General features: G+C 58.5%; 15 protein-coding genes and 1 tRNA gene. 15 read left to right on the top strand and 1 reads right to left on the bottom strand.

What is annotated here, in order from left to right:
* The 11 genes from AC1D17_RS23845 to rpoC form a co-directional block, all read left to right on the top strand.
* The coding region (locus AC1D17_RS23845; RefSeq protein ID WP_477566639.1) for an EF-Tu C-terminal domain-related protein at positions 1–265 on the top strand (265 nt) is incomplete at its 5' end.
* Positions 266–685: 420 nt separating this feature from the next.
* The gene (locus tag AC1D17_RS23840; RefSeq protein WP_477567774.1) at positions 686–1,579 is read left to right on the top strand and encodes an NAD-dependent epimerase/dehydratase family protein; all 894 of its coding nucleotides are present in this window, start codon (positions 686–688) and stop codon (positions 1,577–1,579) included.
* Between the two features lie 151 nt (positions 1,580–1,730).
* A tRNA-Trp gene (locus AC1D17_RS23835) sits at positions 1,731–1,806 on the top strand.
* A gap of 195 nt (positions 1,807–2,001) precedes the next feature.
* Entirely contained in the window at positions 2,002–2,202 is a 201-nt protein-coding gene (gene secE, locus AC1D17_RS23830; RefSeq protein WP_477567773.1) for a preprotein translocase subunit SecE, read from the top strand.
* Positions 2,203–2,218: 16 nt separating this feature from the next.
* Positions 2,219–2,749, top strand: a complete 531-nt coding sequence (nusG, locus tag AC1D17_RS23825; RefSeq protein ID WP_060505015.1) for a transcription termination/antitermination protein NusG — start codon at positions 2,219–2,221, stop codon at positions 2,747–2,749.
* A gap of 261 nt (positions 2,750–3,010) precedes the next feature.
* A complete protein-coding gene (gene rplK / locus AC1D17_RS23820) occupies positions 3,011–3,442 on the top strand; it encodes a 50S ribosomal protein L11 (protein ID WP_264224004.1) in 432 nt (143 codons plus the stop codon).
* 4 nt (positions 3,443–3,446) lie between these two features.
* The gene (gene rplA / locus AC1D17_RS23815; RefSeq protein ID WP_477567772.1) at positions 3,447–4,145 is read left to right on the top strand and encodes a 50S ribosomal protein L1; all 699 of its coding nucleotides are present in this window, start codon (positions 3,447–3,449) and stop codon (positions 4,143–4,145) included.
* 332 nt (positions 4,146–4,477) lie between these two features.
* Positions 4,478–4,999, top strand: coding sequence for a 50S ribosomal protein L10 (gene rplJ / locus AC1D17_RS23810; protein WP_037103356.1), 522 nt, complete (start codon positions 4,478–4,480; stop codon positions 4,997–4,999).
* Between the two features lie 57 nt (positions 5,000–5,056).
* Entirely contained in the window at positions 5,057–5,434 is a 378-nt protein-coding gene (gene rplL / locus AC1D17_RS23805; protein ID WP_113532249.1) for a 50S ribosomal protein L7/L12, read from the top strand.
* A 267-nt stretch (positions 5,435–5,701) separates the two neighbouring features.
* Entirely contained in the window at positions 5,702–9,844 is a 4,143-nt protein-coding gene (gene rpoB / locus AC1D17_RS23800) for a DNA-directed RNA polymerase subunit beta (RefSeq protein ID WP_477567771.1), read from the top strand.
* A 191-nt stretch (positions 9,845–10,035) separates the two neighbouring features.
* Positions 10,036–14,244, top strand: a complete 4,209-nt coding sequence (rpoC, locus tag AC1D17_RS23795; RefSeq protein ID WP_264224007.1) for a DNA-directed RNA polymerase subunit beta' — start codon at positions 10,036–10,038, stop codon at positions 14,242–14,244.
* Between the two features lie 143 nt (positions 14,245–14,387).
* Here the strand turns inward: rpoC and AC1D17_RS23790 are convergent, their stop codons facing one another.
* Positions 14,388–14,684: a transcriptional regulator gene (locus tag AC1D17_RS23790; RefSeq protein WP_477567770.1), complete on the bottom strand. Its 297-nt coding sequence runs from the start codon at positions 14,682–14,684 to the stop codon at positions 14,388–14,390.
* A gap of 576 nt (positions 14,685–15,260) precedes the next feature.
* On the opposite strand from AC1D17_RS23790, the gene rpsL reads away from it, so the two are divergent.
* From rpsL to AC1D17_RS23770, 4 genes are all read left to right on the top strand, one after another.
* Positions 15,261–15,632, top strand: coding sequence for a 30S ribosomal protein S12 (gene rpsL / locus AC1D17_RS23785; protein WP_003507760.1), 372 nt, complete (start codon positions 15,261–15,263; stop codon positions 15,630–15,632).
* Between the two features lie 78 nt (positions 15,633–15,710).
* A complete protein-coding gene (gene rpsG / locus AC1D17_RS23780; RefSeq protein WP_068959370.1) occupies positions 15,711–16,181 on the top strand; it encodes a 30S ribosomal protein S7 in 471 nt (156 codons plus the stop codon).
* A gap of 30 nt (positions 16,182–16,211) precedes the next feature.
* Complete coding sequence (gene fusA, locus AC1D17_RS23775; protein WP_477567769.1) at positions 16,212–18,311, top strand: elongation factor G; 2,100 nt, start codon at positions 16,212–16,214, stop codon at positions 18,309–18,311.
* 71 nt (positions 18,312–18,382) lie between these two features.
* A partial coding sequence (locus tag AC1D17_RS23770) for a GTP-binding protein (RefSeq protein ID WP_477567768.1) occupies positions 18,383–18,624 on the top strand: 242 nt, incomplete at its 3' end.

Raw genomic sequence — 18,624 nt, 5'->3', positions numbered from 1 at the left:
TGAAGCCTACATCCTGACGAAGGAAGAAGGCGGCCGTCATACGCCGTTCTTCACCAACTACCGTCCGCAGTTCTATTTCCGCACGACGGACGTGACCGGCATCGTGTCGCTTCCGGAAGGCACGGAAATGGTTATGCCTGGCGACAACGTCACCGTTGCCGTTGAGCTGATCGTTCCGATCGCCATGGAAGAAAAGCTGCGCTTCGCTATCCGCGAAGGCGGCCGCACCGTCGGCGCCGGCATCGTCGCTTCGATTGTTGAATAACAATCGATAGACGGGCCGAAAGCTGCCGACGCAGAAAAGTGGTGCAAATGGCGCGCAAGCGCGATTTGCACGCGGCGCCGGCATCGTCGCTTCGATTGTTGAATAACAATCGATAGACGGGCCGAAAGCTGCCGACGCAGAAAAGTGGCGCAAATGGCGCGCAAGCGCGATTTGCGCGCGGCGCCGGCATCGTCGAGTAATCGTCGATAGCACGAACTGACAAGAACCCCGCTGGCAACAGCGGGGTTTTTTGTTGTCTGGCGACGGGTGGTCCAGATTGAGTGCGCCAAGAAATAGAACGCACCATGCGTTCCTTCATTTCTTGGCTTGGAGAAATGCAGTTGCAGCGCAGGAACAGGCAGTCCATACCGGCGCGGTATGCGCTCGCCTGCACAGGCGGCAGCGGAACGGAGGAATGTCATGAGCAAGCGAATTTTGTTTACTGGCGGGGCTGGCAAGGCGGGGCGGCATGCGGTGCCCTATCTGGTGGAGGCCGGCTACCAGGTGCACAATGTCGATCTGACGCCGCTGGAGAGCCCGGGCGTTACCAATCTGATTGCGGATATCACCGATAGCGGCCAGATGTTCAATGTGATGTCGATGCATCGGGATTTCCCGGATCTGGAACAGGGGCAGGGACCGCAGCCGTTCGATGCGGTGGTGCATTTCGCCGCCGTGCCGCGGATCCTGATCAAGCCGGACAACGAGACCTTCCGCATCAACACGATGGGGACCTACAATGTGATCGAGGCGGCCGTGAAGTTCGGCATCCGCAAGATCATCGTCGCCTCCAGCGAAACCACCTACGGCGTCTGCTTTGCCGAAGGTCACCGCGATTTCCATCAGTTTCCGCTGGATGAGGACTACGATGTCAATCCGATGGATTCCTACGGGCTGTCGAAGGTGGTGAACGAGAAGACGGCGCGCGCCTTTGCCGAGCGCTCCGGGGCCGATATCTATGCTTTGCGGATCGGTAACGTCATCGAACCGCATGAATACGAACGGTTCCCCGCATATTTCGCCAATCCGGAAATCCGCAAGCGCGTTGCCTGGAGCTATATCGACGCCCGCGATCTCGGACAGATCGTCAAGCTCTGCATCGAGAAGGACGGTCTCGGTTTCCAGGTCTTCAACGCAGCCAACGATACCGTGTCGGCCAATACACCGACGAAGGAACTGGCGGCCCGGTACTTTCCAAATGTGCCGTTTACGCGCGAGATCGGCACGTTTGAGGGGCTGCTTTCGAACCGGAAGATCCGTGACGTGCTGGGCTTTAGGGAAGAACACGACTGGCGCAAATATGTCGACGTGTGAGCGGCGGATATCAGGCTGGGAAAAAGATGTCCGGATACGGATTTCTTTTCTTTTTTCCGGCAAAGGCGCTTGTCATCCTGCGGCAAACTGAATAATAAGCCGCAGACTTATCGCGGCGCTTCGGCTTTCAAGCAGATTGCGCAGCGGGTCTAGGGGTATAGCTCAGTTGGTAGAGCGGCGGTCTCCAAAACCGCAGGTCGCAGGTTCGAGCCCTGCTGCCCCTGCCATTCGATATGGCGCATATTTGCAGCGACGACGTGGTAGACTATTCGGGGAGAAAGTTCGCTTTTTCCGGCTAATTTCGCAAAAAGACCGTTGACCTCTTGTGATATATAGAATCGGTCTTTATGTAGGGTTCAAACAGACACGCGGCGCGTGGGGCTGATCGTCAGCTTTACGGGCCGTTAAGGCGTGAGCATTCAATGGCATCCAAAACAAATCCATTTACGTTTCTGCAGCAGGTGCGCTCCGAGACGGCGAAAGTGACGTGGCCTTCGCGGCGCGAGACGATGATCTCGACGCTGATGGTATTCGTCATGGTCTTCTTTGCGGCTACGTTCTTTTTTGCTGCGGACCAACTGATGGGCTGGCTGATCGGCCTGGTCCTGAATGCTGGCGTTTGAACGGTTGGGGATGAATATGGCAGCGCGTTGGTACATCGTTCACGCCTACTCGAATTTCGAGAAGAAGGTCGCTGAATCGATCGAGGAAAAAGCCAAGCAGAAGGGCCTGAGCCATCTGTTTGAAAAGATTCTCGTTCCGACCGAGAAGGTCGTAGAGGTTCGCCGTGGCCGCAAGGTCGACGCCGAGCGCAAGTTCTTTCCGGGTTACGTGCTGGTGCGCGCCAACCTGACGGATGAGGCCTATCACCTTATCAAGAATACCCCGAAGGTGACCGGGTTCCTCGGTTCCGACAATAAGCCGGTTCCGATTCCGGATTTCGAGGCCGAGCGTATCCTTGGTCAGGTGCAGGATGGCGTCGATCGTCCGAAGCCTTCGATTTCCTTCGAAGTCGGTGAGCAGGTTCGCGTGTCCGACGGTCCGTTCGCTTCGTTCAACGGTATCGTTCAGGACGTTGACGAAGAACGGTCGCGCCTCAAGGTCGAAGTTTCGATCTTTGGCCGCGCCACGCCTGTGGACCTTGAGTACGCTCAGGTCGAAAAAGTCTGATTTCAGAGTGCCGCAGCGCCGGGATTGTCTGGCTGCGCGGCACTCTTTTGTTTCCGGATATTCCTATCCGGTAAGGCGGGGCAACCCGCAATCCGCGTGGAAGGATTAAGGGTCTTAGCCGGACCTGGTTCCGCACCACGCAACCGCAGCCGCCGCGCTTTTCAAGCGTGGCATGAAGGGCCGGGAAACCGGCCAGAACATTTCCGGTTCCGATCTGCCGTTGGCGGAAGGGAGCCTGGAAAACCATAAAGGCAGAGAGATATGGCTAAGAAAGTTGCAGGCCAGCTCAAGCTTCAGGTCAAGGCAGGATCGGCAAACCCGTCCCCGCCGATCGGCCCGGCGCTTGGTCAGCGTGGCATTAACATCATGGAATTCTGCAAGTCGTTCAATGCGGCTACGCAGGAAATGGAAAAGGGCATGCCGATCCCGGTCGTCATCACCTATTACCAGGACAAGTCCTTCACTTTCGTCATGAAGCAGCCGCCAGTCAGCTACTTCCTGAAGAAGGAAGCAAAGATCTCGTCCGGCTCGAAGACGCCGGGCAAGGGTGCGACCGCAGGCAAGCTCACCAAGGCTCAGATCAAGTCGATCGCCGAAGCCAAGATGAAGGACCTGAACGCAGCCGATATCGAAGGCGCAATGACCATGATCGAGGGCTCCGCCCGCGCCATGGGTCTGGAAGTGGTGGGCTAAGATCATGGCAAAGCTTGCAAAGCGTGTACAGAAGACCCGCGAAGGCATCGACCCGACGAAGCTCGTTGCTCTGTCGGAAGCCATCACCCTGGTGAAGGCCCGTGCGATCGCCAAGTTCGACGAAACCATCGAAGTTGCGATGAACCTCGGTGTTGATCCGCGTCATGCCGACCAGATGGTCCGTGGCGTTGTCAACCTGCCGAACGGCACCGGCCGCGACGTTCGCGTTGCCGTGTTCGCACGCGGCGCCAAGGCTGATGAAGCCAAGGCTGCCGGCGCAGACATCGTCGGCGCGGAAGACCTCGTTGACATCGTTCAGAGCGGCAAGATCGATTTCGATCGCTGCATCGCCACTCCGGACATGATGCCGCTCGTCGGCCGTCTCGGTAAGGTTCTCGGCCCGCGCGGCATGATGCCGAACCCGAAGGTCGGAACCGTCACCATGGACGTCGCCGGTGCTGTCAAGGCATCGAAGGGCGGCGCAGTCGAGTTCCGCGTCGAAAAGGCCGGTATCGTTCACGCCGGCATCGGCAAGGCATCGTTCGATGCTGCTGCTCTTGAAGAAAACATCCGCGCTTTCGCTGATGCGGTCATCAAGGCAAAGCCGGCTGGCGCCAAGGGCAACTACGTCAAGCGTGTCGCGATTTCCTCGACCATGGGTCCGGGCGTCAAGATCGATCCGTCGACGGTTAGCGCCGCTTAATCAAGTTTATCCGGACTTTCGTCCGGTCACAGATTTCCGGCCCTTCGGGGCCGGAAATTCCGGGATCAAACCCGGAACTCCTGTCCGAGATTGCAGGTGGTTATCCCTTAATCACTTCAGCCTGCATGAGACGGGTGAGTCCCGAATTTCATTTGACGCGCGCAAGCGTGGGAATTCGGTTCGAACCTCGGCTTGCCTTGTGCCGGACCCGTTACACGGGAACGCGCAGGGGACAGGATCCTCGAGCGTCGCGTGAGATCAACTCTGATCCCGTGCGGCAAAGGCAAACCGACTGGACTGTGTTTTGCGGTCCAGTCAACTGGAGATAGGCAGTGGAAAGAGCGGAAAAACGCGAATTCGTCACGGAGCTGAACGAGTCCTTCAAGGGCGCCGGTTCGGTTGTCGTGGCCCACTATGCTGGTGTCACAGTCGCACAGATGAACGACTTCCGTTCGAAGATGCGCGCTGCTGGCGGCACCGTCAAAGTCGCGAAGAACCGCCTGGCCAAGATCGCCCTTCAGGGTACGGAAGCCGAAGGGATGTCCAATCTCTTCAAGGGTCAGACGCTGGTAGCATTCAGCGCCGACCCGATCACGGCTCCAAAGGTCCTCATGGACTTCGCCAAGACCAACGACAAGATCGTTGTTCTGGGCGGCGCCATGGGAGCAACCACGCTGTCCGCGGATGCAGTCAAGTCGCTTGCGACCCTGCCGTCGCTGGACGAGCTGCGTGCAAAGCTGCTGGGTATGATTCAGACCCCGGCAACGCGCATCGCATCGGTTGTGGCAGCACCGGCAAGCCAGCTTGCCCGCGTGTTTGCAGCCTATGCCAAGAAGGACGAAGAAGCCGCATAAGGCGGTTTTTCGTTGTTATATCAAACCAAGTTCGAACCGAACAAAAGGAACTAAAAAATGGCTGATCTCTCTAAGATCGTTGAAGACCTCTCCTCGTTGACCGTTCTGGAAGCTGCAGAACTGTCGAAGCTTCTTGAAGAAAAGTGGGGCGTTTCCGCCGCTGCTCCGGTAGCTGTTGCTGCTGCTGGCGGTGCTGGCGCTGCTGCTGCCGTTGAAGAAGAAAAGACTGAATTCGACGTCATCCTCGCTGATGCCGGCGCAAACAAGATCAACGTCATCAAGGAAGTCCGCGCGATCACAGGCCTCGGCCTGAAGGAAGCCAAGGACCTCGTTGAAGCCGCTCCGAAGGCTGTCAAGGAAGGCGTTTCCAAGGCTGAAGCCGCTGACCTCAAGAAGAAGCTCGAAGAAGCTGGCGCCAAGGTTGACGTCAAGTAATTCTGCTTGTTTTTAAGGGGAGGTGGCCATGGAAATGGCCGCCTCTCTTTGACCGCTTTCTGAACGTATTACCCAAAAGCCTATTGAAAACGGCTTTTGGGTAATGGGTTCTTCAAGAGGATAGTCTCGATCCGGAAACAGCACAGCAATCCGCGCTGAGCGTTTTTGGAGGTTGGACGAGATTGAACAACCCATTGATTGACGGGGTCGACTGGCCATCGGTTCCCGTCCGTTGCAGGCCCGGATGCAAAATTTGAAGGAGCGACGATGGCTCAGACCCTTTCTTTCAATGGTCGTAGGCGCGTACGCAAGTTTTTTGGTAAAATTCCCGAAGTCGCAGAAATGCCGAACCTCATCGAGGTTCAAAAGGCATCCTACGACCAGTTCCTCATGGTCGACGAGCCGCAGGGCGGCCGTCCGGACGAGGGGCTTCAGTCCGTTTTCAAATCGGTTTTCCCGATCACCGATTTCTCCGGCGCTTCGATGCTCGAATTCGTGTCCTACGAGTTCGAACAGCCGAAGTTCGACGTTGAGGAATGCCGTCAGCGCGATCTGACTTACGCTGCGCCGCTGAAGGTGACGCTGCGCCTCATCGTGTTCGATATTGACGAGGATACGGGCGCCAAGTCGATCAAGGACATCAAGGAACAGAACGTTTACATGGGCGACATGCCGCTCATGACCAACAACGGTACGTTCATCGTCAACGGCACCGAGCGCGTCATCGTCTCCCAGATGCACCGGTCGCCGGGCGTGTTCTTCGACCACGACAAGGGCAAGAGCCATTCGTCGGGCAAGCTTCTGTTTGCTGCCCGCGTCATCCCGTATCGCGGCTCCTGGCTCGACATCGAATTCGATGCCAAGGACGTTGTGCACGCCCGTATCGACCGTCGCCGCAAGATCCCTGTCACGTCGCTTCTGATGGCGCTCGGCATGGATGGCGAGGAAATCCTCGATACCTTCTACACCAAGTCGCTTTATCAGCGCGACGGCAAGGGCTGGCGGATTCCGTTCCAGCCGGACGTTCTCAAGGGCCAGAAGGCTCTTTCCGACCTGATCGACGCCGACACCGGCGAAGTGGTCGTGGAATCCGGCAAGAAGCTGACCCCACGTCTCTTGAAGCAGCTCACCGAGAAGGGCCTCAAGGCCATCAAGGCGACCGACGACGAACTTTACGGCAACTTCCTTGCCGAAGATCTCGTCAACATGTCGACCGGTGAAATCTTCCTCGAAGCCGGCGATGAAATCGACGAGAAGACGCTCGGCGTTATCCTCGGGGCTGGTTTCGACGAAATCCCGGTCCTCGACATCGACCATATCAATGTCGGCGCCTATATCCGCAATACGCTCGCCGTGGACAAGAACGAGAACCGTCAGGACGCTCTGTTCGACATCTACCGCGTCATGCGTCCCGGCGAGCCGCCGACCATGGATTCGGCCGAAGCCATGTTCAACACGCTGTTCTTCGATGCGGAGCGTTACGATCTCTCCGCCGTCGGCCGCGTGAAGATGAACATGCGCCTGGACGTGGATGCTGCCGATACCGTTCGTATCCTGCGCAAGGAAGACATCCTGGCTGTTGTCAAGATGCTCGTTGACCTGCGCGACGGCAAGGGCGAAATCGACGACATCGACAACCTCGGCAACCGCCGTGTCCGTTCGGTCGGCGAACTGATGGAAAATCAGTATCGCCTCGGCTTGCTGCGCATGGAGCGCGCGATCAAGGAGCGCATGTCGTCGATCGAAATCGACACTGTCATGCCGCAGGACCTGATCAACGCCAAGCCGGCTGCCGCAGCCGTTCGCGAATTCTTCGGCTCCTCGCAGCTGTCGCAGTTCATGGACCAGGTCAACCCGCTGTCGGAAATCACCCACAAGCGCCGCCTTTCGGCGCTTGGACCGGGCGGTCTGACGCGCGAACGCGCAGGCTTCGAAGTCCGCGACGTTCACCCGACCCACTACGGTCGTATCTGCCCGATTGAAACGCCGGAAGGCCCGAACATCGGTCTGATCAACTCGCTGGCGACGTTTGCCCGCGTCAACAAGTATGGCTTCATCGAAAGCCCTTACCGCAAGATCATCGACGGTAAGGTGACCAAGGATGTCGTCTATCTGTCGGCGATGGAAGAAGCCAAGTACCACGTGGCTCAGGCCAACTCCGAACTCAACGAGGACCAGTCCTTCGTTGAAGAATTCGTTGTTTGCCGCCACGCCGGTGACGTTATGCTCGCACCGCGCGACGTCGTGAACCTGATGGACGTTTCGCCCAAGCAGCTCGTGTCTGTGGCGGCGGCGCTCATTCCGTTCCTGGAAAACGACGACGCCAACCGCGCGCTGATGGGCTCCAACATGCAGCGTCAGGCCGTGCCTCTGCTGCGTGCGGAAGCTCCGTTCGTCGGTACCGGCATGGAGCCGATCGTTGCCCGCGACTCCGGTGCTGCTATCGCTGCCCGCCGTGGCGGTGTGGTCGACCAGGTCGATGCTACCCGTATCGTTATCCGTGCGACGGAAGATCTCCAGGCCGGCAAGTCCGGCGTCGATATCTACCGCCTGCAGAAGTTCCAGCGTTCCAACCAGAACACCTGCGTCAACCAGCGTCCGCTGGTCACCGTCGGTGACATTCTGAACAAGGGCGACATCATCGCTGACGGTCCGTCGACCGACCTCGGTGACCTGGCGCTCGGCCGCAACGCGCTCGTCGCGTTCATGCCGTGGAACGGCTACAACTACGAAGACTCGATCCTGCTGTCCGAGCGTATCGTTCGCGACGACGTGTTCACCTCCATCCACATCGAAGAGTTCGAAGTGATGGCGCGCGACACCAAGCTTGGTCCGGAAGAAATCACCCGCGACATTCCGAACGTTTCGGAAGAAGCGCTGAAGAACCTCGACGAAGCCGGTATCGTCTACATCGGTGCGGAAGTGGCTCCTGGCGACATTCTGGTCGGCAAGATCACCCCGAAGGGCGAAAGCCCGATGACGCCGGAAGAAAAGCTTCTGCGCGCCATCTTCGGTGAAAAGGCCTCCGACGTCCGCGATACCTCCATGCGCATGCCTCCGGGCACCTTCGGCACCATCGTCGAAGTTCGCGTCTTCAACCGCCATGGCGTGGAAAAAGACGAACGCGCGATGGCGATCGAGCGGGAAGAGATCGAGCGTCTTGCCAAGGACCGCGACGACGAACAGGCGATCCTGGATCGCAACGTCTACTCGCGTCTTCTCGACATGCTGCGCGGCCACGTCGCCGTTGCCGGTCCGAAGGGCTTCAAGAAGGGCACAGAGCTTTCGAACGCCGTCATCTCCGAATATCCCCGCTCGCAGTGGTGGATGTTCGCAGTTGAGGACGAAAAGGCTCAGGGCGAAGTCGAAGCTCTGCGCGGCCAGTACGACGAATCCAAGTCGCTGCTCGAGCATCGCTTCATGGACAAGGTCGAAAAGGTCCAGCGCGGCGATGAAATGCCTCCGGGCGTCATGAAAATGGTCAAGGTCTTCGTCGCTGTGAAGCGCAAGATCCAGCCGGGCGACAAGATGGCCGGCCGTCACGGCAACAAGGGTGTGGTTTCCCGCATCGTTCCGATCGAAGACATGCCGTTCCTGGAAGACGGCACGCATGTTGACGTCGTCTTGAACCCGCTCGGCGTGCCCTCGCGCATGAACGTCGGCCAGATCCTTGAAACCCATCTGGGTTGGGCCTGCGCCGGCATGGGCAAGAAGATCGGCGCCATGCTCGACGCCTATAAGGCAGGCGAGAACATCAAGCCCCTGCGCGATACCATCGACAGCGTCATTGGTTCCGGTCCGAAGGGCGAGCCGATCAAGGACTACGACGATGAATCGATCGTCCGTCTGGCCGAGCAGACCCGTCGCGGCGTTTCGATTGCGACCCCGGTCTTCGACGGCGCGGTGGAAGCCGACGTCAACGAGATGCTGGAACAGGCAGGCCTGAAGGTTTCCGGCCAGTCGACGCTCTATGATGGCCGTACCGGCGATCAGTTCGACCGTCAGGTGACCGTCGGCTACATCTACATGCTGAAGCTGAACCACCTTGTCGACGACAAGATCCACGCCCGTTCGATCGGTCCTTACTCGCTCGTTACCCAGCAGCCGCTGGGCGGCAAGGCGCAGTTCGGCGGTCAGCGCTTCGGGGAAATGGAAGTCTGGGCTCTCGAAGCCTACGGCGCCGCCTACACCCTGCAGGAAATGCTGACGGTGAAGTCCGACGACGTGGCCGGCCGTACCAAGGTCTACGAAGCGATCGTCCGTGGCGACGACACGTTCGAGGCCGGTATTCCGGAGAGCTTCAACGTTCTCGTCAAGGAAATGCGTTCGCTGGGCCTCAGCGTCGAACTGGAGAATTCCAAGCTCGACGAACTCGCCACGGCGACACAGCTGCCGGACGCCGCCGAGTAAAAACATCAAGGTGCGTGCCGCTTCAAAAAGCGGCGCGCACCGTTTCCACCCGGATCTCGCATTGGTGAGACAGGGTAGGAAATGCGGCCGCATCTCATGCGGTTTTATCCGTTTCAAGCAGGGGCCGGCGCCCGGGATTTGCCGGCACCCTTGCCAAGCTTAGGGCGTTCCCGCCCATAAAGGAGATAGGCATGAACCAAGAGGTCATGAACCTTTTCAATCCGCAGGTGCCTGCACAGACATTCGATTCCATCCGGATTTCGATTGCTTCTCCGGAGAAGATTCTCTCCTGGTCCTACGGTGAGATCAAGAAGCCGGAAACCATCAACTACCGCACGTTCAAGCCGGAGCGCGACGGTCTTTTCTGCGCGCGTATCTTTGGTCCGATCAAGGACTATGAGTGCCTGTGCGGCAAGTACAAGCGCATGAAGTACAAGGGCATCATCTGCGAAAAGTGCGGCGTCGAAGTGACGTTGTCGCGCGTTCGCCGTGAGCGCATGGGCCATATCGAGCTTGCAGCTCCGGTTGCCCATATCTGGTTCCTGAAGTCCCTGCCGAGCCGCATCGCGACGCTGCTCGACATGACGCTGAAGGATATCGAGCGCGTCCTTTACTTCGAAAACTACATCGTCACCGAGCCGGGCCTGACGTCGCTGAAGGAAAATCAGCTTCTGTCGGAAGAAGAATACATGATCGCCGTCGACGAGTTCGGCGAAGATCAGTTCACGGCGATGATCGGCGCTGAAGCCATCTACGAGATGCTGGCTTCGATGAATCTCGAAAAGATCGCTGGCGATCTGCGCGCGGAAATGGCTGACACCACGTCCGAGCTGAAGCAGAAGAAGCTGATGAAGCGCCTGAAGATCGTCGAGAACTTCATGGAATCCGGCAACCGCCCGGAATGGATGATCATGAAGGTCGTGCCGGTGATCCCGCCGGATCTGCGTCCGTTGGTTCCGCTCGATGGCGGCCGTTTCGCGACGTCCGACCTCAACGACCTCTATCGCCGCGTCATCAACCGCAACAACCGTTTGAAGCGCCTGATCGAGCTTCGTGCGCCTGGCATCATCATCCGCAACGAAAAGCGCATGCTGCAGGAATCCGTTGACGCCCTGTTCGACAACGGCCGCCGTGGCCGCGTCATCACCGGTGCCAACAAGCGTCCGCTGAAGTCGCTGTCCGACATGCTCAAGGGTAAGCAGGGCCGCTTCCGCCAGAACCTGCTCGGCAAGCGCGTCGACTATTCCGGCCGCTCCGTCATCGTGACTGGTCCGGAATTGAAGCTGCACCAATGCGGCCTGCCGAAGAAGATGGCGCTCGAGCTGTTCAAGCCGTTCATCTACGCCCGTCTCGACGCTAAGGGTTACTCCTCGACCGTCAAGCAGGCCAAGAAGCTGGTTGAAAAGGAAAAGCCGGAAGTCTGGGATATCCTCGACGAGGTTATTCGCGAGCATCCGGTTCTCTTGAACCGTGCACCGACGCTCCACCGCCTGGGCATCCAGGCCTTCGAACCGACGCTGGTCGAAGGTAAGGCGATCCAGCTGCATCCGCTCGTCTGCACGGCCTTCAACGCCGACTTCGACGGTGACCAGATGGCCGTTCACGTTCCGCTGTCGCTCGAAGCGCAGTTGGAAGCCCGTGTCCTGATGATGTCGACGAACAACATCCTGCACCCGGCAAACGGTGCGCCGATTATCGTTCCGTCGCAGGACATGGTTCTCGGCCTCTACTATCTGTCGATCCTGAACCAGAACGAGCCGGGCGAAGGCATGGCCTTCTCCGATCTCGGCGAACTGCATCACGCGCTTGAAACCAAGTCGGTGACGCTGCACGCCAAGATTCGCGGCCGCTTCAAGACGGTCGATGCCGAAGGCAAACCTGTTTCGAAGATCTATGAAACGACGCCTGGCCGTATGCTCATCGGCGAACTTCTGCCGAAGAACGCCAACGTGCCGTTCGACGTCTGCAACCAGGAACTGACCAAGAAGAACATCTCCAAGATGATCGACACGGTCTACCGCCATTGCGGCCAGAAGGACACGGTCATTTTCTGCGACCGCATCATGCAGCTCGGCTTCGCCCATGCCTGCCGCGCCGGCATTTCGTTCGGCAAGGACGACATGGTTATTCCGGATACCAAGGCCAAGATCGTCGGTGACACCGAAAGCCTGGTGAAGGAATACGAACAGCAGTACAACGACGGCCTGATCACCCAGGGCGAAAAGTACAACAAGGTTGTCGATGCCTGGGGCAAGGCAACTGACAAGGTCGCCGAAGACATGATGGCCCGCATTAAGGCTGTCGAATTCGACGATAACGGCCGTCAGAAGCCGATGAACGCGATTTACATGATGTCGCACTCGGGTGCTCGTGGTTCACCGAACCAGATGCGCCAGCTCGGTGGCATGCGCGGCCTGATGGCCAAGCCGTCGGGTGAAATCATCGAGACGCCGATCATCTCGAACTTCAAGGAAGGCCTGACCGTTAACGAGTACTTCAACTCGACCCACGGTGCCCGTAAGGGTCTCGCAGACACCGCCCTGAAGACCGCGAACTCCGGTTACCTGACCCGCCGTCTTGTTGACGTCGCGCAGGATTGCATCGTCAACTCGGTGGATTGCGGTACCGAAACCGGCCTCACCATGACTGCCATCGTCGATGCTGGTCAGGTCGTTGCCTCCATCGGTGCCCGCGTTCTCGGACGTACGGCTCTCGACAATATCGATCACCCGATTACCGGTGATCGCATCGTCGATGCCGGCCGGATGATCCTCGAAGCCGATGTCGTTGAAATCGAAAAGGCTGGCATCCAGTCGATCCGTATTCGCTCGGCACTGACTTGCGAAATCCAGACCGGCGTCTGCGGCGTCTGCTACGGCCGTGACCTTGCACGCGGAACACCCGTCAACATGGGTGAAGCTGTCGGCGTTATCGCCGCCCAGTCGATCGGCGAGCCGGGCACCCAGCTGACCATGCGTACATTCCACCTTGGCGGCACGGCAACGGTGGTCGATAGCTCGTTCCTGGAAGCGTCCTATGAAGGTACGATCCAGATCAAGAACCGCAACATGCTGCGCAACTCGGAAAACGTTCTCGTCGCGATGGGCCGTAACATGGCGATCCAGATCCTCGACGAACGTGGCGTCGAGCGCTCCTCGCAGCGTGTCGCCTACGGTTCGAAGATCTTCGTCGATGACGGTGACAAGGTGAAGCGCGGCCAGCGTCTGGCCGAGTGGGACCCTTACACGCGTCCGATGATGACGGAAGTCGAAGGCACGGTTCATTTCGAAGATATCGTCGATGGTATCTCCGTTCTGGAAGCGACCGACGAAGCAACCGGCATCACCAAGCGTCAGGTTATCGACTGGCGTTCGACGCCGCGCGGTATCGACCTGAAGCCGGCGATCGTCATCAAGGACAAGAACGGCGCAGTCATGAAGCTGTCGCGTGGTGGCGACGCCCGCTTCATGCTTTCGGTCGATGCCATTCTGTCGGTCGAGCCGGGCACCAAGGTCTCCCAGGGTGACGTGCTTGCACGTTCGCCGCTGGAAAGCGCCAAGACGAAGGACATCACCGGCGGTCTGCCGCGCGTTGCCGAACTCTTCGAAGCGCGCCGTCCGAAGGATCATGCGATCATCGCCGAAATCGATGGTACGATCCGCTTCGGCCGCGACTACAAGAACAAGCGCCGCGTGCTGATCGAGCCTGCGGAAGACGGTGTGGAGCCGGTCGAATACCTGATCCCGAAGGGCAAGCCCTTCCATCTTCAGGATGGCGACTATATCGAAAAGGGTGACTACATCCTCGACGGTAACCCGGCACCGCACGACATCCTGGCGATCAAGGGCGTGGAGGCACTTGCTTCCTACCTGGTCAACGAAATCCAGGAAGTCTACCGTCTGCAGGGCGTTGTGATCAACGACAAGCACATCGAGGTGATCGTTCGCCAGATGCTGCAGAAGGTGGAAGTGACCGACGCCGGTGACTCGACCTATATCGTTGGCGACAGCGTCGACCGCATCGAACTGGAAGATGTCAACGATCAGCTGATCGAACAGGGCAAGAAGCCGGCTTACGGCGATCCGGTCCTGCTCGGCATCACCAAGGCGTCGCTGCAGACGCCGTCCTTCATCTCGGCCGCGTCCTTCCAGGAAACGACCAAGGTGCTGACGGAAGCTGCGATCGCCGGCAAGACCGACGGCCTGCAGGGTCTGAAGGAAAACGTCATCGTCGGCCGCCTGATCCCGGCCGGTACCGGTGGCACGATGACCCAGATCCGCCGCATTGCGACCGCGCGCGACGAGATGATCCTCGAAGAGCGCCGCAAGGGAACGGGCGCGGATGCCGCTACCCCGATGCTCGCCGACATGGCAGCCAAGGAAGAAGCTGCAGCCGAGTAAGGCTCAAAAGGGAAGGGCGGTTTGCCGCCCTTTCCGGCCCATCGAAAAAGCCGCGCGGAGCGATCCGGGCGGCTTTTTGCATTTTCGTTTCAAAGGGAATTTACAGCTTACGCCGATAGCATCCGCTAGCGCCAGGTCCTCTGTTACCCGAACTTGATGATCGCCACTTCGCCGGTCAGCGCACCCTGGTAGGCGGAGGCATGCGGCTCTTCGTCCGGAACATCGCTCAGAGTGCCGATCTGGTCGAGATCAGCCTCGAGGAAACCTTCTTCGGCCAGCGCGTTCAAGGCCTCGCGCACGGCAGTATCGTCGTCCGGTGCGCGCAACATCACATGGATGTCCACGCCATCTTCATCGCCATCCTGCTCATAGGCCTTGCCGATGATGATGAAGATCATCGGACCGTCGAGATTGTTGTCATTGTCCGGCTTGGCAGTCATGGCTATTTCCTCTTTCGAAAGATGTGTGCGCTGACCTTACAGCGTATCGCACCCGCGCGCGTAAGAAAAAACACTGTTCCACGACGAATCGTCGGGGGTGAGGGACGACGATTCCCGTTGTTCTTGCCGAATTGTAGAATTGCTTTATGATTCTTTAAGTTGAGCCGGCCGCTTTGACGATTCCGCTCCGCACGGACGGCCACTGGCTCAGGTTTCGGCGGCAAAGCCTTGATTTGCAGGCATGTCAGCTCTGTAGCGGCAGGAATATTTGTTAATTCCCCTTGACGGGACACCCCGAAATCAGTACACCCCGCCCCATCGGAGCCCATGTGAGGCTGGCTGGTTCGGAACGACACGTTCTGGAGTTCGCCTCAAACAAGGTTCGAAACGCACGCTGAAGACAAAAATGCTGCACGCAAGACGCTGAAAATACGGTGTCCTCTGCTTTTTTTGCGGGTCATCTGCTGAAGAGTGGATCGGCCCTCGTTTGCGCATTTATGAAGCGTTCGAAACCGCCGGCGACGGCATTGATCCGCCCGTAAGGGTATTGAGACAGAATTTGTAAGGGATGGTTATATGCCTACCGTAAACCAGCTGATCCGCAAGCCGCGTCAGGCACAGGTAAAGCGCAACAAGGTTCCTGCTCTGCAGGAAAACCCGCAGAAGCGTGGTGTTTGCACCCGCGTCTATACGACGACCCCGAAGAAGCCGAACTCGGCTCTGCGTAAGGTTGCCAAGATCCGTTTGACCAACGGCTTCGAAGTCATCGGCTACATTCCGGGCGAAGGTCACAATCTTCAGGAACACTCCGTGGTCATGATCCGCGGCGGCCGTGTAAAGGACTTGCCGGGCGTTCGGTACCACATCATTCGCGGCGTTCTCGATACCCAGGGTGTCAAGAACCGTAAGCAGCGCCGTTCGAAGTATGGTGCGAAGCGTCCGAAGTAATTCGGGTTCCACAATTTAAGGCGCTGCGCGAGGTTCTCCGCGTGTTAAGGCGCCCGTTCAAAGTTGAGAGACAAAAGTATGTCACGTCGTCATAGTGCAGAAAAGCGCGAGATCAATCCGGACCCGAAGTTCGGCGATCTGGTCGTCACCAAGTTCATGAATGCTATCATGCTTCATGGTAAGAAGTCGGTTGCTGAAAGCATCGTTTACGGTGCGTTTGATGCGGTTCAGGGCAAGCTGAAGCAGGAGCCGGTCACCGTGTTCCATTCGGCGCTCGACAACATCGCTCCGCACGTCGAAGTCCGTTCGCGCCGCGTTGGTGGTGCAACCTACCAGGTTCCGGTCGATGTTCGTCCTGAGCGCCGTCAGGCTCTTGCCATTCGCTGGCTGATCGCTGCTGCCCGCAAGCGCAACGAAACCACCATGATCGATCGCCTTTGCGGCGAACTCATGGATGCTGCGAACAACCGTGGTAGCGCCGTCAAGAAGCGCGAAGACACGCACAAGATGGCCGACGCCAACCGCGCATTCTCGCATTACCGCTGGTAATCGACGAACAATTTTCGAAAGGCAGTCATTATGGCTCGCGAATATAAAATCGAAGACTACCGCAATTTTGGTATCATGGCGCATATCGACGCCGGCAAGACCACGACGACTGAGCGGATTTTGTACTACACGGGCAAGTCGCACAAGATCGGCGAAGTCCACGACGGCGCTGCCACCATGGACTGGATGGAGCAGGAGCAGGAACGCGGTATCACCATCACGTCCGCTGCCACCACGACCTTCTGGAAGGGCCGTGACGGCAAGATGCGCCGGTTCAACATCATCGACACTCCCGGCCACGTCGACTTCACCATCGAAGTCGAGCGTTCGCTGCGCGTTCTCGACGGTGCGATCGCCCTGCTCGACGCCAACGCCGGTGTAGAGCCGCAGACGGAAACCGTCTGGCGCCAGGCTGAAAAGTACAACGTCCCGCGGATGATCTTCTGCAACAAGATGGACAAGACCGGCGCGGACTTCTACCGCTCGGTGGAAATGATCAAGACCCGTCTCGGTGCAACGGCTGTTGTCATGCAGCTGCCGATCGGCGCCGAAACCGAGTTTAAGGGCGTGATCGACCTGATCGAGATGAACGCTCTGATCTGGCGCGACGAATCGCTCGGCGCTCAGTGGGACGTCGTCGAAATTCCGGAAGACATGAAGGCAAAGGCTGCGGAATACCGCGAAAAGCTGATCGAGACCGTTGTCGAGATCGACGAAGCCGCGACCGAAGCCTATCTCGAAGGTGTCATGCCTGACAACGATCAGATCCGCGCGCTGGTTCGCCGCGGCACGATCGACGTCAAGTTCCATCCGATGTTCTGCGGTACAGCGTTCAAGAACAAGGGCGTTCAGCCGCTGCTCGACGCCGTTGTTGAATACCTGCCGTCGCCGCTGGACATTCCGGCGATCAGGGGCATCGACGTCAAGACCGAAGCCGAAATCGAGCGTCATCCTTCGGATGAAGAGCCGCTTTCGATGCTCGCGTTCAAGATCATGAACGACCCCTTCGTCGGTTCGCTGACCTTTGCCCGTATCTACTCCGGCAAGCTCGAAAAGGGCACGTCGGTCATGAACACGGTCAAGGAAAAGCGCGAGCGCGTCGGCCGTATGCTGCAGATGCATTCCAACTCCCGTGAAGACATCGAAGAAGCCTTCGCAGGCGACATCGTTGCTCTCGCAGGCCTCAAGGAAACCACCACCGGCGACACGCTCTGCGATCCGCTGAAGCAGGTTATCCTCGAGCGCATGGAATTCCCCGAGCCGGTCATCCAGATCGCCATCGAGCCGAAGACCAAGGGCGACCAGGAAAAGATGGGCCTCGCGCTCAACCGCCTGGCTGCTGAAGATCCGTCGTTCCGCGTCAAGACGGACGAAGAATCCGGCCAGACGATCATCGCCGGCATGGGTGAACTCCACCTCGACATTCTGGTCGACCGCATGCGCCGTGAGTTCAAGGTAGAAGCAACTGTCGGCGCGCCGCAGGTTGCCTATCGCGAAACCATCACGAAGAAGCACGAAGAAGACTACACGCACAAGAAGCAGTCCGGTGGTACCGGCCAGTTCGCGCGCGTCAAGATCGTGTTCGAACCGAACGAAGAAGGCGAAGACTTCAAGTTCGAATCGAAGATCGTCGGCGGTGCTGTTCCGAAGGAATACATCCCGGGTGTCCAGAAGGGCATCGAAAGCGTTCTGTCTTCGGGTCCGCTCGCAGGCTTCCCGATGCTCGGCGTCAAGGCGACCCTCATCGACGGCGCCTTCCACGATGTCGACTCGTCGGTTCTCGCCTTCGAAATCGCCTCCCGCGCCTGCTTCCGTGAAGCGGCAAAGAAGGCCGGCGCCCAGCTGCTCGAGCCGATGATGAAGGTCGAAGTCGTCACGCCGGAAGATTACGTCGGTGACGTTATCGGCGACCTGAACTCGCGCCGTGGCCAGATCCAGGGCCAGGAATCCCGCGGTGTTGCCGTTGTCATCAACGCAAACGTACCGTTGGCCAACATGTTCAAGTACGTGGATAACCTGCGCTCGATGAGCCAGGGCCGCGCACAGTATTCGATGACCTTCGATCACTATTCGCCGGTCCCGTCGAACGTCGCACAGGAAATCCAGGCGAAGTACTCCGGTCAGAAGTGACCGGAGCCTAACGCCAGCTGACAGAAACAAGAGAATTACCCCTTAAAGGGGTTGGAAACGGAGAGCCGGAAATGGCAAAGAGCAAATTTGAGCGCAATAAGCCGCACGTTAACATTGGCACGATCGGCCACGTCGACCATGGCAAGACGTCGCTGACGGCCGCGATCACGAAGTATTTCGGCGAGTTCAAGGCGTATGACCAGATCGACGCAGCGCCGGAAGAAAAGGCCCGCGGCATCACCATCTCGACGGCGCACGTCGAGTATGAGACGCCAGCCCGTCACTATGCCCACGTTGACTGCCCCGGCCACGC

The sequence above is a fragment of the Pararhizobium sp. P1_E7 genome, from assembly GCF_056405855.1.
The sequence above is the reverse complement of the archived record's forward strand: the minus strand, read 5'-3'. Positions and strand labels throughout refer to the sequence as shown.